Source organism: Citrobacter sp. Cu231, assembly GCF_030332265.1.
Classification (GTDB): domain Bacteria; phylum Pseudomonadota; class Gammaproteobacteria; order Enterobacterales; family Enterobacteriaceae; genus Citrobacter; species Citrobacter meridianamericanus.
The window spans coordinates 43,697-57,137 of sequence record NZ_JAOWIE010000039.1; the positions used below are offsets into that span (position 1 = coordinate 43,697).

A 13,441-nucleotide genomic window follows, 5' to 3' on the forward strand; every position below is an offset into this window, starting at 1 on the left:
CCTGGGAATTTATACAGAGTTGTTGGTGATTATATCAGCGAGGTTAGAGATGCCAACTGTGAAATTTCGATATGCGGCAGCAAACGGCTGTCAGCGATGTGCATCAGGTCGGCATTTTCCGGTTTGATCCAGCAAGCCTGCATACCGCAACGGATGGCTCCCGCGACGTCTGTCGTCAGGTCATCGCCCACGTGCAGAATGTCACCCACGGGCATGTTCAGTTTTTCCGCCGCCAGCGCGTACATGTCGCTGAACGGTTTTGATCGCCCGTCGGGACCGGCGCGCAGCACAAACTCAAAATAATCGCCCAGGCCAAACAATTCCGGCTGCGCGTTACCGTTGGTAATCGCCACCAGCGGCCATTTTCGGGCCAGCGCCTTCAGCGTGTCATGTGTCGCCTGCGGGACATCAATACGGCTACGCCATTTGGCGAAATTCATCATCGCCGCATTCGCTCCCATTCTGGCTTCGGCCTCTGACAACCCCGCCTCCAGCATAGCGCGTTCTACGGCGCGGTGGCGCCATTGAGTAACGTCGTGGTAGATTTCCGGCTCAGCGTCGCGAACGGCCTGACGTAAGCGCTGGAGGTCGCTATTTTGCAGCGAACTCAGCGCCGGATGATAATTCTGTACAAACGCGAGCGCTTCCTGCTCGGTGCGTGTGATAACGGGACGGTTATCGTAAAGGGTGTCATCAAGGTCAAAGGTGAGCGCAGAAATGCGCCCCAAAGGCCGGTAAAAACGCATTATTTCCCCCGTTTGGCGCGCGGATGCGCCGCATCGTACACTGAAGCCAGGTGTTGAAAATCAAGATGGGTATAGATTTGGGTCGTGGAGAGATTGGCATGGCCTAATAATTCCTGCACACCACGCAGATCGCCGCTCGACTCCAGCATATGCGTCGCAAATGAATGGCGTAGCTTGTGGGGATGTACATGGCTGTTCAGCCCCTGCTTGATACCCCATTCAGCAAAACGTTTCTGCACGTTCCGTGCAGAGATGCGTTTGCCCAGTTTTGACAGAAATAACGCATCGTCATCGCAGCCAAAGAGTCCGCGCAGATCCAGCCAGTGCTCAATCCACGCCACCGCATTGCGGCCAATCGGCAGTCGACGCTCTTTACTGCCCTTGCCCATCACCCATACTTCGCCGGTGTCGAGATCGAGATGTTTAATATCCAGCCCAACCAGTTCAGATAAACGCAGCCCGGCGCCGTACATCACTTCCAGCATCGCGCGGTCGCGCACGGCGAGGGGATCGTTGAGATCGATATCCAGCAGGCGATTAACGTCGTCGACATCGATATTTTTAGGCAGATGACGCGGTGCTTTGGGTGCGGAAACGCTTTTTGCCGGATTGGCTTTCAGCTCGCCCTGATTAACCAGCCAGTCGAAAAAACTGCGTAGCGCGGAAAGTCGCAACGCCAGGCTCGCCGGTCCCAGCCCTTTACGACGACTGCGCACGGCAAAGCTTCGCACCATAGCAGCGTCACATTGTTGCCAGCTTTGCAAACCGGTTTCTCCGGCTAACGCGATGATGGCATCAAGCTGGCGCTGATAATTAAGCAATGTGATCGGGCTAAGCTGGCGCTCAACGCCCAGATAGCGCAAAAAGCGCGCCACATCCTGAGAAAGGGGTGAATCGGTCATATGCGTTCAATCCAGCGCTCCAGCAGTTCCGGCAACATCAACGAGATTTCCTGCAATAACTGCGTACCTTGTCCCTGCTGGTAATGATTAACGTCACGACTGCTGAACAGCATCACGCCAAGGGAGCCATCTTGCCCGAGCATCGACATCGCGACTGAGCCTATCGCTTTCGCCTCCGGCATCATCACCAGCAACTCGGGGCCATTGAGCGGCCCAAGATAATGCCGAGACTGGCCCAGACGCTGAATTCGCAGCGGTTCAAAAGCCTGACGGCTTAATGCCAGATGGGTGAATTTTGAGGGCGCGCCTAGTCGCCAGCGATCCGGGAACAGACGAACCGTCGCTCCTGCCAGCCCTAACTCACGCGCCCAGCGATGAAATCGCATCAGCATATCGTCAAGGCTGCTGGCCGCCACCAGACGTCCTTGCAGATTTAACAGACGATAGAACAGGCTTTCATTGGCGTTGGCCTGTTCCATCAACAGCGCCATGTTCTCTTCCAGCACGTTAATATGATTACGCGCCCGTGCCATATGCCATTCCACTAAAGAGACCGTGCCGCGCACCGGGTGCGGAACACGCATCGCCTCAACTGCCTGGGCATTACGGATAAAAAACTCAGGATTACGTTGCAGGTAATCGACGACCGCCCGATCGTCGAGCTCCATGAGCGTTTCCTGTAGTTCTTCCCCTGGTTGCTTCATAAGTGAATAAATCCGTCGTAGACATGTGCCGCCGGGCCTGTCATATACAGCGGATGACCCGGACCTTTCCAGGCGATATCAAGTCGACCGCCCGGTAATTCCACCCTCACCTCTTCTGCCAGCAGACCCTGCTGAATACCAACCGCAACAGCGGCGCACGCCCCGCTACCGCAGGCCTGCGTTTCACCCGCTCCACGCTCATAAACCCGCAGTCGGATATGCTCGCGCTTCACCACCTGCATAAAGCCAATATTGGCGCGTTCAGGGAAGCGCTCGTGGCTTTCCAGAACCGGTCCCAGTGTTTCTACTGTGGCCGTATCAACATCATCAACCTGAATCACGCAGTGCGGGTTCCCCATTGAAACCACGCCGCACAATACTGTCTGTTCGGCCGCGCGCATAATATAGGTCTTCTCTGCTTTATTGGCGCGAAACGGAACCTGCGAGGGTTCAAAATTGGGTTCTCCCATATTCACCTGCACCAGCTCGTCGTCGGTTACGGTTAATACCATACGACCATTGGCGGTACTGACGCGAATATCGCGCTTATTGGTCAGCCCTTTCAGGCGAACAAAGCGGGCAAAACAGCGGGCGCCATTGCCACATTGTGACACTTCACTGCCGTCGGCATTAAAAATACGGTAGTGGAAATCCAGCTCCGGATCATACGGAGGTTCAACCACCAGCAGTTGATCAAATCCAACGCCGAGATGCCTGTCGGACAGGCGGCGGATCAGCTCTGGTGAGAAAAAGACATTCTGCGTTACCGCGTCGACGACCATAAAATCGTTGCCAAGGCCATGCATTTTAGAGAATTGCATCATTCACTCCGTTCACGCGGGTACAGAAATGTAAATCTATTCCTGCCGTCAGTAATTCACCTGGGAAGGCCCGTCACTAATCCCACGATCGTTTTTCTCAGGCGTGGTGGATTGCGATTGCGGCTGAACGCTCTTGGTCGGAGGCGGCGCGGTTTTATCTGCTGGCGGGAAATACAGCGGGCCTTTGAGCCCACAGCCCGTCAGGCTGAACAGAGTAAAAATGACAGCGAGTGGCTTTAACACGTTTTTCATTATGGATTGCCTGTAAAGTTCATGCTTTCTGTTTTCTATCATCGCAGGAGAAGGCGTAAAAGCAAGAGTTAGCCTGTAATCTGCAACGCGTTTTGTTTCAGGTTATACTGCCGTCATCACGAAAAACAGGATAAGAAAATGAACGACAGTGAATTTCATCGCCTTGCTGACACCCTGTGGATGACCATTGAAGAGCGTCTGGACGACTGGGACGGCGACAGCGATATCGATTGTGAAATCAACGGCGGCGTGCTGACCCTCAGCTTCGAAAACGGCAGCAAAATTATTATTAACCGTCAGGAGCCGCTGCACCAGGTGTGGCTGGCAACCAAGCAGGGCGGCTACCACTTTGACCTGAAAGGCGACGAGTGGATCTGCGATCGTAGCGGCGAAACGTTCTGGGATCTGCTGGAACAGGCGGCAACACAGCAGGCAGGTGAAGAAGTGAGCTTCCGCTAAGTGTGATTGCCGGATGCGCTTCGCTTATCCGGCATCATGTTCAGGAAAAATACTGCTGCAACTGCGGCGCGTCGTTGTCCTGATTGACGGGCGGAACAGCGCTAATCGGCTGGGTACGGAACGGAATTACCTGCGCGCGCCCGTCGGTTTTCACAATCTGGTAGAACTGCGGCAGGTTAAAGTTGATAAAGCTTGAGCCATAGGTGAAGCGATCGTGCGACGATGAGTAGAAACGGCTGACGTCGCGTACCAGTTCCTCTTTGCTGCCTTCGCAGTGGTGATACACCTCGGCCCGGTTACTCTCGTCCAGAATGTAGATATTAAAGCCCTGCTCATCACCCGTTTCTTCGAAAAAGAACTGAATGATCCCTTCGCTGGCAAACCCGTCCACTACCGACGGAAGTTTCACATGGTTAGTCTCAACCTGAACGGAAAGTCCGTGCAGTTTGTTATGTGAAATCGCACCATAGAATTCAATCGCGTTTTCCAGCTTCTGTACCGAGACGTTCAGACGTTCGAAGAACAGCCCCCACGTCTGACCGGAAACACGCAGCGCTTTGAAGCGTCCAGTTTCCTGACGGGTACTGGAGAGGCGTAATTCGATGCACTCAGACACCAGTTGCTGTACGCGAGTACGAATTAACCCGCGCAGATGCTGGCTATAGCAGAAGACCTCGACGCTATCCGGCGGCGCGGCATCCTGATGCATTTTGCCCAGAATCGTTTTTAACGCTTCAATCATCGCCTGCTCGCCGTTGAAGTGCAGCGTACGCACCTCATTCCACGAGTTGCGATACAGCAGGTCTACGCTACCGACCAGGCAATTTTGCTCTTCGCCAAAACTGAAGACGTCCAGCTTACGGAAATCAAAATGCACCACCTGATTGCGAAATGCCGCCGTCGGGTCATATTCGAGGTTAACGATAATTGCCAGATGCCGAATTTCGCACGGACTATAAAGCGCTTTCGGCGTTGGCGCTGGTAAACGCAGCGGGAAGTGGTGCGACACATCGGCGACCATTTCCTGCAGCTTCGGCAAATCAACGATGCCGTTACCCTTAATAAATAGATGCGTACGCGAGGTCAGCAGGCCATTAAACCAGGCCCACGCCACCAGCTTGTTGAGATAGCGGTTATATTCCAGTGGCTGATGGCTGATGATCGAGTCCATGTTCGGCGCTCGGTTGTAAAGATACCACCCCGAACGGTTGGCACGACCCGGAGGCACATGGATAAAGGTCAGATTCGGTTCCGAGAGGTCTGGAGATATCTGCGGGTTCACCAGCGTGACTTTACCCGGCAACGCTTCAAACGCGGCATACAGCTTACGGGTCAGCACGCCGATATCTTGCGGGCTGGCGCTGACGCTGAGGTTATTACGCCGTGCAAAGCGGATCAGGTTACGATAGCTCTGCATCATCGCATCGAGCAGTTCGTTATGCGCTTCACGCACCTGGTCAATCTTCCAGTTAGCGCGGTTATCCAGCATGGTCAGACGGGCATCATCCCAGCCCCACTCTGTCACTAATTGACTTAATACTTCACGGCGCCAGCCCACGCAGGCGCGCTCACGGCTCAGTTTCTCACACACTTTTAAGTAGAAACATCGACGCACTAAATCCAGACGTGTCGGGTCTTCGATCGCCGTAAGGTATTCGGTTACACGCTCCAGCATCATGCAGTAAGGGTCGAGACCAAATGAGACGATCTCACCATCGTGCAAGCGCTGTTTAATATCTTTCGCCAACAGGCGTGGATTGGGGTATTCCCAGGAATACGCCTCCAGCAGCAGCGTTTTCAGCACTGCTTTGTACGGAGAGTCGATACTCTTGTACAACTGCCAAAGGCTGGCGCCGAAATACTCTTCGGCAGAGAGCGAACTGAGCCCGCCGAGATCCAGCCATTCGTTTGGCGTTAGCACCCCTTGTGCGTAGAGCGTCATGACGTAATCGTCGTAATGCTCTTCTTCGTCGCCCGGTACCATATTCCACAGAATACGTTTACCCGCGAGGCGCACAGCGGTGCGATAGAATTCATCCAGCAACAGGATATGCTGCGTCGAGCCACAGTCTTCCCCACCCAGACTGCCGCTTTCATTGTGACGGAAACGGTTTTCGTCAATCAGGAAGAAACTGACTTCCACGCCCAGCGAGGCCGCCCAGCTTTCCAGCAGGCTACATTTACGCTGCAGCAGTTGGCGCTCTTCGCTATCCAGCCAGGATTGATGGCAGACCCAGATATCAAGGTCAGACGAACAGCTTTGCCCTACCGAAGAGGTACTGCCCATCGAGTAAACGCCGGTGATCGGCAGTTCGCCCTTCGGCGGGTCCTGCGGCGACATGCCGCGGTACAGTTCCAACTCGTTCAGGTAGTGGCGTTGGGTTTCATCAGGCGTGTAAAGGCATATGCCTTTGGGAACGTTACCATCAAGGTAACCCGGCATCAGCGGATGGTGGTAGTGCAATAATGTCGGCAGCAGACTGTATACCTGCTGGAAAGCAGGTCCCATGGCAGCAAGCGCGCGATCCACACGCAGTTGATTTATGGCATCCAGTCTCTGTTTCAGAGTCTCAATATAGAGGTACAAGACGTATCGCCTGATGTTGCATCCGTCATGGCGTCGATAGCGGCGGCGCAAACGCTTACCACCCTCGTCATCAATCCGGATAAACCGTATGTCAAAAATAACCGTTACCTTTTTCACCTGCACTTTTATTAGTTACAGATGAAAAAATGGTCTAAAACGTGATCAATTTAACACCTTGCTCATTGACCGTAAAGAAAGATGCGCTACATACAAGTGTAGCACCGTTCGTTACGTGTAAATTCCTTCATACGGTCGGGAGGTTTTTCTCGTCATTCTTCACTGACAGTGATGATGCAGCGCCTTTTCCTCTCACTTACGTTTGAGCGTAACGCTGACATCCCTTTGATAAGGATGTTAGGATGGTCAATGATTGATAATGACGGTAACAAGCATGTTAGACAATGTTTTGAGAATTGCCACACGCCAAAGCCCCCTTGCGCTCTGGCAGGCACATTATGTCAAAGACGCCTTAATGGCAAACCACCCCGGTCTGATCGTGGAACTGGTTCCTATGGTAACCCGTGGCGATGTGATCCTTGATACTCCGCTGGCGAAGGTCGGGGGGAAAGGGCTGTTTGTTAAAGAGCTGGAAGTCGCGCTGCTGGAAAAACGCGCCGATATCGCCGTGCACTCCATGAAGGATGTGCCGGTTGAATTCCCTGACGGTCTTGGACTGGTCACCATTTGCGAGCGAGAAGATCCGCGTGATGCTTTCGTCTCCAATAAGTACAACACGCTGGATGAACTCCCGGCTGGCAGCATCGTCGGGACATCCAGTTTGCGCCGTCAGTGCCAGTTGGCCAAACGCCGTCCGGACCTCATCATCCGTTCGTTGCGCGGTAACGTAGGCACACGTCTCGGCAAACTGGATAACGGTGATTATGACGCGATTATTCTGGCGGTCGCCGGATTAAAACGTTTAGGTCTTGAGTCGCGCGTCCGTACCGCTCTGCCGCCGGAAGTCTCTCTGCCAGCTGTCGGGCAAGGCGCAGTTGGCATAGAATGTCGACTGGATGATATGCGCACTCAGGCGCTGTTAGCGCCGCTCAATCATGAAGAGACAGCGCTACGCGTCAAAGCCGAACGCGCCATGAACACCCGCCTGGAAGGAGGATGTCAGGTACCTATCGGCAGTTATGCCGAGGTCATTAACGGTGAGATTTGGCTGCGGGCGCTGGTTGGCGCACCTGATGGTTCGCAGATGGTATGTGGAGAACGTCGCGGTGCCGCGCAGGATGCTGAACAGATGGGCATCTCTCTGGCTGAAGAGCTACTGGAGAACGGTGCGCGTGCCATTTTGGCTGAAGTTTACAACGGAGAAGCCCCCGCATGAGTATTCTGGTCACCCGCCCGTCTCCCGCTGGGGAAGAGTTAGTGAGCCGTCTGCGCACACTGGGGCAGGTGGCCTGGAGTTTTCCGCTCATCGAGTTTTCACCGGGTCGGGAACTGGCGATGCTTGCTTCCCGACTGTCAGCGCTGACGGAAAACGATCTGGTCTTCGCACTCTCACAGCACGCCGTCACCTTTGCTGATGCCGAGCTTCAGCAGCAAGGGAAAAGTTGGCCCTCCCTTCCGCATTATTTTGCTATTGGCCGCACAACGGCGCTGGCACTGCATACCGTTAGCAGCTGCAATATTCACTACCCTCTGGATCGGGAAATTAGCGAAGTCTTGCTACAATTACCTGAATTACAAAATATTGCGGGAAAACGCGCGCTTATTTTACGCGGCAACGGTGGTCGCGAGCTGATAGGTGAAACCCTGACGGCACGTGGAGCTGATGTCGATTTTTGTGAATGTTATCAACGCAGTGCAAAACACTACGATGGCGCGGAAGAAGCGATGCGCTGGCAATCTCGTGGCGTGACCACGCTGGTTGTCACCAGCGGAGAGATGCTACAACAGCTCTGGTCGCTCATTCCGCAATGGTATCGTGAGCACTGGTTACTACGCTGTCGGCTGCTGGTCGTCAGTGAGCGTCTGGCGCACCTCGCCCGGGAACTGGGCTGGCAAGATATTAAGGTCGCTGATAACGCCGACAACGATGCGCTGTTACGCGCATTACAATAACTCTCATAATGGGATGCCATAATGACGGAACAAGAAAAATCCTCCGCCGTGGTTGAAGAGACCAGGGAGGCCGTGGAAACCACGTCACAGCCAGTCAATACTGAAAAAAAGAGTAAGAACAGCACGGCGCTGATTCTGAGCGCCGTGGCGATTGCAATCGCGCTGGCAGCAGGCGTTGGGCTGTACGGCTGGGGGAAACAACAGGCAACAACACAGACAGCAACCAGCGACGCGCTGGCAAACCAACTGACGGCGCTGCAAAAAGCGCAGGAAAGCCAAAAAGCTGAGCTGGAAGGCATTATTAAACAGCAGGCCACGCAGCTGGATGAAGCCTCTCGCCAGCAGGCCGCTCTGGTCAAACAGCTTGACGAAGTCCAGCAAAAAGTCGCCACTATCTCCAGCAGCGATGCCGGAACATGGTTACTGGCGCAGGCTGATTTCCTGGTGAAACTGGCCGGTCGCAAATTATGGAGCGATCAGGACGTGACCACCGCCGCGGCGCTGCTGAAAAGCGCAGATGCCAGCCTGGCGGATATGAACGACCCGAGCCTGATTACCGCCCGCCGCGCGATTACCGATGATATCGCTAGCCTCTCCGCGGTGACTCAGGTCGACTATGACGGCATTATCCTCAAAGTAAATCAGCTCGCAAACCAGATTGATAACCTGCGTCTGGCCGACAATGACACCGATGATTCGCCGATGGACTCCGACAGCAACGAGCTTTCCAGCTCGATCAGCGAATGGCGTATCAATCTGCAAAAAAGCTGGCAGAACTTTATGGATAGCTTTATCACCGTTCGCCGTCGTGATGAAACCGCCGTCCCGCTGCTGGCACCGAACCAGGACGTTTATTTACGTGAAAACATCCGTTCACGCCTGTTAGTGGCCGCCCAGGCTGTGCCGCGTCATCAGGAAGAAACCTGGCGTCAGGCGCTGGAAAACGTCTCTACCTGGGTGCGCGCCTACTACGACACCGATGATGCAACGACCAAAGCTTTCCTTGAAGAGGTAGACCAGCTGAGCCAACAAAGCATCAGTATGGATGTCCCGGAAACACTGCAGAGCCAGGCTCTTCTCGACAAGCTAATGCAGACCCGCGTACGTAATTTACTGGCGCAACCTGCCACAGCGCCAGTTGTACCTGCGCCTGCAACAGACGCTCCGGCGACTGCGCCGCAAGGAGAATAATGATGCTAAAAGTATTATTGCTCTTTGTGCTGCTGATTGCCGGGATCGTTGTTGGTCCGATGATTGCCGGTCATCAGGGCTACGTATTGATCCAGACGGATAATTACAATATCGAAACCAGCGTGACGGGACTGGCGATCATCCTGATCGTCGCCATGGTCGTCCTGTTTGCAATTGAATGGCTGCTGCGCCGAATTTTCCGCACAGGTGCGCATACCCGCGGATGGTTTGTCGGTCGTAAACGTCGTCGCGCCCGTAAGCAGACCGAACAGGCGCTGCTCAAGCTGGCGGAAGGTGACTATCAGCAGGTTGAGAAGCTGATGTCGAAAAATGCCGATCATGCAGAACAGCCGGTAGTGAATTACCTGCTGGCGGCAGAAGCGGCTCAGCAGCGCGGTGACGAAGCGCGTGCCAACCAACACCTTGAGCGTGCCGCCGAACTGGCAGGCAATGATACGATCCCGGTTGAAATCGCTCGCGTTCGCCTGCAGCTGGCGCGTAATGAAAATCATGCCGCGCGCCACAGCGTAGACAAACTGCTGGAAGTGACACCTCGTCATCCGGAAGTGCTGCGTCTGGCTGAACAGGCCTACATTCGTACCGGCGCATGGAGTTCGTTACTGGATATCATTCCATCCATGGCAAAAGCGCACGTGGGCGATGACGAACATCGCGCTATGCTGGAACAGCAGGCATGGGTTGGCCTGATGGATCAGGTTCGCGCCGATCAGGGCAGCGAGGGGCTACGCGCATGGTGGAAAAATCAGAACCGTAAAACCCGTCATCAGGTTGCCCTGCAGGTAGCGATGGCTGAACATCTGATTGAGTGTGACGATCACGACACGGCGCAGCAGGTCATTATTGATGGCCTGAAACGTCAGTACGACGATCGCCTGGTGCTGCCGATCCCGCGTCTGAAAACCAATAACCCGGAACAGATAGAGAAAGTGTTGCGCCAGCAGATTAAAGCCGTGGGCGATCGCCCGTTGCTATGGAGCACGCTGGGGCAGTCGCTCATGAAGCATGGCGAATGGCAGGAAGCCACGCTAGCCTTCCGTGCAGCCCTCAAACAGCGCCCGGATGCCTATGACTACGCCTGGCTTGCTGACGCGCTGGACAGACTGCATCAACCGGAAGAAGCCGCCACCATGCGCCGTGATGGCCTGATGCTGACGCTGCAGAACAACAATCCCCCGCAGTAATTCCCCATTGCCCGGTGACGCTTCGCCTACCGGGCATTTTCAATGATGCATAAATAAAAAAACGCCCGCTCTTTTGGAGCAGGCGTTAAACAGGTCTGTATGACAACATAAATGGGTGCTTCACTCAACGTTATGTCCATGGTGTTTGATGAGGCTACGCGACATCTGTCTGTGGACGATAAGCACCGTAAACGGCTCTGCATCATTCCTGAGTTTATGAGGCCAGATGGCGAACATAAGAGATGGAATGAGCATCTACCCGTATATTATTGCACAACGCGTGCCACGATTGCACTGCAAAAACCAGGTATTCGGACTTTTTAAGACAGCAGGTAATTCTTGGGAATAACGACTGAGAAAGGAAAATCAGAAAACAAAAAACCCCGCCGAAGCGGGGTTCAAAATTGGTCGGCGAGAGAGGATTCGAACCTCCGACCCACTGGTCCCAAACCAGTTGCGCTACCAAGCTGCGCTACTCGCCGTTTTACTGCTTTTTGAATTTTTAGTTCAATTCTTTAAGTCGTGGTGCGAGGGGGGGGACTCGAACCCCCACATCCTAAGGACACTAACACCTGAAGCTAGCGCGTCTACCAATTCCGCCACCTTCGCATTTCACAACTTTAAATTAATGGGGTGGCTAATGGGATTCGAACCCACGACAACTGGAATCACAATCCAGGGCTCTACCAACTGAGCTATAGCCACCACTGCAAATCTTTTACGCGGTATTAAAACCACCGCAGCTCCGGCACCTTACTAAATGGTGCGCCCGACAGGATTCGAACCTGAGACCTCTGCCTCCGGAGGGCAGCGCTCTATCCAGCTGAGCTACGGGCGCTTAGCGCCGTTGCGGGGCTGGATATTACGGAGGTCTCGGTCTGCTGTCTAGTGGTTTTTTAAAATAAATTATCGTTTGGTCATGGTTTGTGCGTTTTGTCGCTTATTCCTGCAATTTTTGGGCTGAGCCATGACGATTCAGGCCAAAAACCTTATAAATGAGTGTCACCGCCAGTAAGAAGCCAATGCCAACAAACAGTGACATTCGGGTATCTTCATTAAAGTACATGCCGATTAATACGCAAATCAGGAACGCCATCGTCAAATAATTCGCCCACGGGAACAGAATCGAACGGAAAGGATGACTGGCGATCGCCGCTTTATGGGCCTGGCGGAACCGCAGCTGGCTTATCAGGATCACAAACCACGGCACCATCCCCGGTAGCACGCTGGCGCTATAAACATAAACGAATACGCGCTGCGGGTTGGGAATAATGTAGTTCAGGCACGAACCAATCAGCAGTATCGCGATAGAAATGGCTACGCCGGCAACCGGTACGCCATGGCGAGAAACTTTTCCAACAGCGGCGGGGAGCTGACGATTCTTTGCCAGTGCGTAGAGCATGCGCCCGCAGCTGTACATCCCGCTGTTACAACCCGACAGCGCCGCCGTCAGAACCACAAAGTTAATAATCCCTGCCGCGGCGGTAATACCAATCTTGGCAAAGGTGAGAACAAACGGACTGCCGTTGCTGCCAATCTCGTTCCACGGGAAAATAGTGACGATAACAAAAATCGCCCCAACGTAGAAAATCAGGATACGCCACAGCACTTTACCTACTGCGCTACGCAGCGTGACCTGTGGATTCTTCGCTTCACCTGCAGTAATGCCGATCAGCTCCACGCCCTGGTAAGAAGCCACGACAATACACAATGCCGTCAGGAAGCCCTTCCAACCACCAGCAAAGAAGCCACCATGCTCGGTCAGGTTGCCAAAACCGATCGCCTGACCACCGTTGCCAAACCCGAAGAAAATCACCCCTAACCCAATGACGATCATCACAATGATGGTGGTCACTTTGATCATGGCAAACCAGAATTCAATTTCACCATACAAGCGAACTGCGGCGAGGTTTGCCAACGCAACCAGTCCAACAGCAATCAGTGCGGGTATCCATTGCGCCATTTCCGGGAACCAGAACTGGACGTACACCCCGATGGCGGTAATCTCTGATATCCCCACTGCCATCCACATAAACCAATATGACCAGGCGGTGAGATAACCAAAGAAGGGGCTCATATAACGATGGGCGTAAACAGCGAATGAACCGGCAACCGGCTCGAGGAATAACATCTCCCCCATAGAACGCATAATGAAAAAGACGAACAGCCCGGCCACGATGTATGCCAGCAGAACCGACGGCCCCGCCCATTTCAGGGTACTGGCAGCCCCCATAAAGAGTCCGACGCCAATAGTGCCCCCAAGGGCAATTAATTCGATGTGACGAGCCTCCAGCCCACGCTGTAGCTCAGGTTTGTTCTCGGCCATAAATCCTCTTGTTGTGTTTGCATGCTGTCCGGTATTACCGGTTCTCGTTATGGGTACATCTTGTTATGCCATAACAGGCCACACGACACCGACCGCTTAGCGGTTGGTGTCAAAACTCCACGGCACTGGAATGATTGTTGCGAATGGTTTCCTAAAATCGCTTAAATGGCAATTAAAGCAT

12 protein-coding genes and 4 tRNA genes are annotated in these 13,441 nt (G+C 53.8%); 5 read left to right on the forward strand and 11 right to left on the reverse strand.

Features of this window, described 5'->3' with window-relative positions:
• Positions 1 to 29 precede the first annotated feature (29 nt).
• From yigB to lptM, 5 genes are read right to left on the reverse strand one after another with little or no spacing between them, the layout of a single operon-like run.
• Entirely contained in the window at positions 30 to 746 is a 717-nt protein-coding gene (gene yigB / locus OGY15_RS14160; protein WP_151217244.1) for a 5-amino-6-(5-phospho-D-ribitylamino)uracil phosphatase YigB, read from the reverse strand.
• Positions 746 to 1,648, reverse strand: a complete 903-nt coding sequence (gene xerC / locus OGY15_RS14165; protein WP_114681699.1) for a tyrosine recombinase XerC — start codon at positions 1,646 to 1,648, stop codon at positions 746 to 748. Before xerC ends, yigB begins: the two co-directional genes overlap by 1 nt.
• Complete coding sequence (locus OGY15_RS14170) at positions 1,645 to 2,352, reverse strand: DUF484 domain-containing protein (protein ID WP_151217245.1); 708 nt, start codon at positions 2,350 to 2,352, stop codon at positions 1,645 to 1,647. Before OGY15_RS14170 ends, xerC begins: the two co-directional genes overlap by 4 nt.
• Positions 2,349 to 3,173, reverse strand: a complete 825-nt coding sequence (gene dapF / locus OGY15_RS14175; protein WP_151217298.1) for a diaminopimelate epimerase — start codon at positions 3,171 to 3,173, stop codon at positions 2,349 to 2,351. Before dapF ends, OGY15_RS14170 begins: the two co-directional genes overlap by 4 nt.
• 48 nt (positions 3,174 to 3,221) lie before the next feature.
• A complete protein-coding gene (lptM, locus tag OGY15_RS14180; protein WP_003017937.1) occupies positions 3,222 to 3,425 on the reverse strand; it encodes an LPS translocon maturation chaperone LptM in 204 nt (67 codons plus the stop codon).
• Between the two features lie 138 nt (positions 3,426 to 3,563).
• Here lptM and cyaY point away from each other — a divergent pair, with 138 nt between their 5' ends.
• Positions 3,564 to 3,884 (forward strand): iron donor protein CyaY, encoded by a 321-nt coding sequence (gene cyaY, locus OGY15_RS14185; protein ID WP_151217248.1) that lies wholly within the window; start codon positions 3,564 to 3,566, stop codon positions 3,882 to 3,884.
• A 40-nt stretch (positions 3,885 to 3,924) separates the two neighbouring features.
• Here cyaY and cyaA read toward each other — a convergent pair whose 3' ends face one another.
• The gene (gene cyaA / locus OGY15_RS14190; RefSeq protein ID WP_040230071.1) at positions 3,925 to 6,471 is read right to left on the reverse strand and encodes a class I adenylate cyclase; all 2,547 of its coding nucleotides are present in this window, start codon (positions 6,469 to 6,471) and stop codon (positions 3,925 to 3,927) included.
• Between the two features lie 391 nt (positions 6,472 to 6,862).
• On the opposite strand from cyaA, the gene hemC reads away from it, so the two are divergent.
• Genes hemC through hemY form a run of 4 tightly spaced genes read left to right on the forward strand, consistent with a single transcriptional unit; the run spans position 6,863 to position 10,934 of the window.
• Positions 6,863 to 7,804 (forward strand): hydroxymethylbilane synthase, encoded by a 942-nt coding sequence (gene hemC, locus OGY15_RS14195; protein WP_151217250.1) that lies wholly within the window; start codon positions 6,863 to 6,865, stop codon positions 7,802 to 7,804.
• Positions 7,801 to 8,541: a uroporphyrinogen-III synthase gene (gene hemD, locus OGY15_RS14200; RefSeq protein ID WP_151217251.1), complete on the forward strand. Its 741-nt coding sequence runs from the start codon at positions 7,801 to 7,803 to the stop codon at positions 8,539 to 8,541. The genes hemC and hemD overlap by 4 nt, the downstream gene beginning before the upstream one ends.
• Before the next feature lie 21 nt (positions 8,542 to 8,562).
• Entirely contained in the window at positions 8,563 to 9,732 is a 1,170-nt protein-coding gene (hemX, locus tag OGY15_RS14205) for a uroporphyrinogen-III C-methyltransferase (RefSeq protein WP_210905533.1), read from the forward strand.
• A gap of 2 nt (positions 9,733 to 9,734) precedes the next feature.
• A complete protein-coding gene (gene hemY / locus OGY15_RS14210; RefSeq protein ID WP_151217300.1) occupies positions 9,735 to 10,934 on the forward strand; it encodes a protoheme IX biogenesis protein HemY in 1,200 nt (399 codons plus the stop codon).
• Between the two features lie 405 nt (positions 10,935 to 11,339).
• On the opposite strand, the gene OGY15_RS14215 is transcribed toward hemY, so the two are convergent.
• The 5 genes from OGY15_RS14215 to thrP form a co-directional block, all read right to left on the reverse strand.
• Positions 11,340 to 11,416, reverse strand: a tRNA-Pro gene (locus OGY15_RS14215).
• A gap of 41 nt (positions 11,417 to 11,457) precedes the next feature.
• Positions 11,458 to 11,543, reverse strand: a tRNA-Leu gene (locus tag OGY15_RS14220).
• Between the two features lie 20 nt (positions 11,544 to 11,563).
• Positions 11,564 to 11,639: transfer RNA gene (locus tag OGY15_RS14225), tRNA-His, on the reverse strand.
• A 56-nt stretch (positions 11,640 to 11,695) separates the two neighbouring features.
• A tRNA-Arg gene (locus tag OGY15_RS14230) sits at positions 11,696 to 11,772 on the reverse strand.
• A gap of 102 nt (positions 11,773 to 11,874) precedes the next feature.
• A complete protein-coding gene (thrP, locus tag OGY15_RS14235) occupies positions 11,875 to 13,260 on the reverse strand; it encodes a bifunctional threonine/serine APC transporter ThrP (protein WP_286539705.1) in 1,386 nt (461 codons plus the stop codon).
• Between the last annotated feature and the right edge of the window lie 181 nt (positions 13,261 to 13,441).

Bases quoted from the DNA above. Each gene is read 5' to 3' on its own strand.
- hemX (WP_210905533.1), top strand. From the start codon at position 8,563: ATGACGGAACAAGAAAAATCCTCCGCCGTGGTTGAAGAGACCAGGGAG.
- lptM (WP_003017937.1), bottom strand. From the start codon at position 3,425: ATGAAAAACGTGTTAAAGCCACTCGCTGTCATTTTTACTCTGTTCAGC.
- xerC (WP_114681699.1), bottom strand. From the start codon at position 1,648: ATGACCGATTCACCCCTTTCTCAGGATGTGGCGCGCTTTTTGCGCTAT.
- dapF (WP_151217298.1), bottom strand. From the start codon at position 3,173: ATGCAATTCTCTAAAATGCATGGCCTTGGCAACGATTTTATGGTCGTC.
- hemY (WP_151217300.1), top strand. From the start codon at position 9,735: ATGCTAAAAGTATTATTGCTCTTTGTGCTGCTGATTGCCGGGATCGTT.
- hemD (WP_151217251.1), top strand. From the start codon at position 7,801: ATGAGTATTCTGGTCACCCGCCCGTCTCCCGCTGGGGAAGAGTTAGTG.
- thrP (WP_286539705.1), bottom strand. From the start codon at position 13,260: ATGGCCGAGAACAAACCTGAGCTACAGCGTGGGCTGGAGGCTCGTCAC.
- hemC (WP_151217250.1), top strand. From the start codon at position 6,863: ATGTTAGACAATGTTTTGAGAATTGCCACACGCCAAAGCCCCCTTGCG.
- cyaY (WP_151217248.1), top strand. From the start codon at position 3,564: ATGAACGACAGTGAATTTCATCGCCTTGCTGACACCCTGTGGATGACC.
- yigB (WP_151217244.1), bottom strand. From the start codon at position 746: ATGCGTTTTTACCGGCCTTTGGGGCGCATTTCTGCGCTCACCTTTGAC.
- OGY15_RS14170 (WP_151217245.1), bottom strand. From the start codon at position 2,352: ATGAAGCAACCAGGGGAAGAACTACAGGAAACGCTCATGGAGCTCGAC.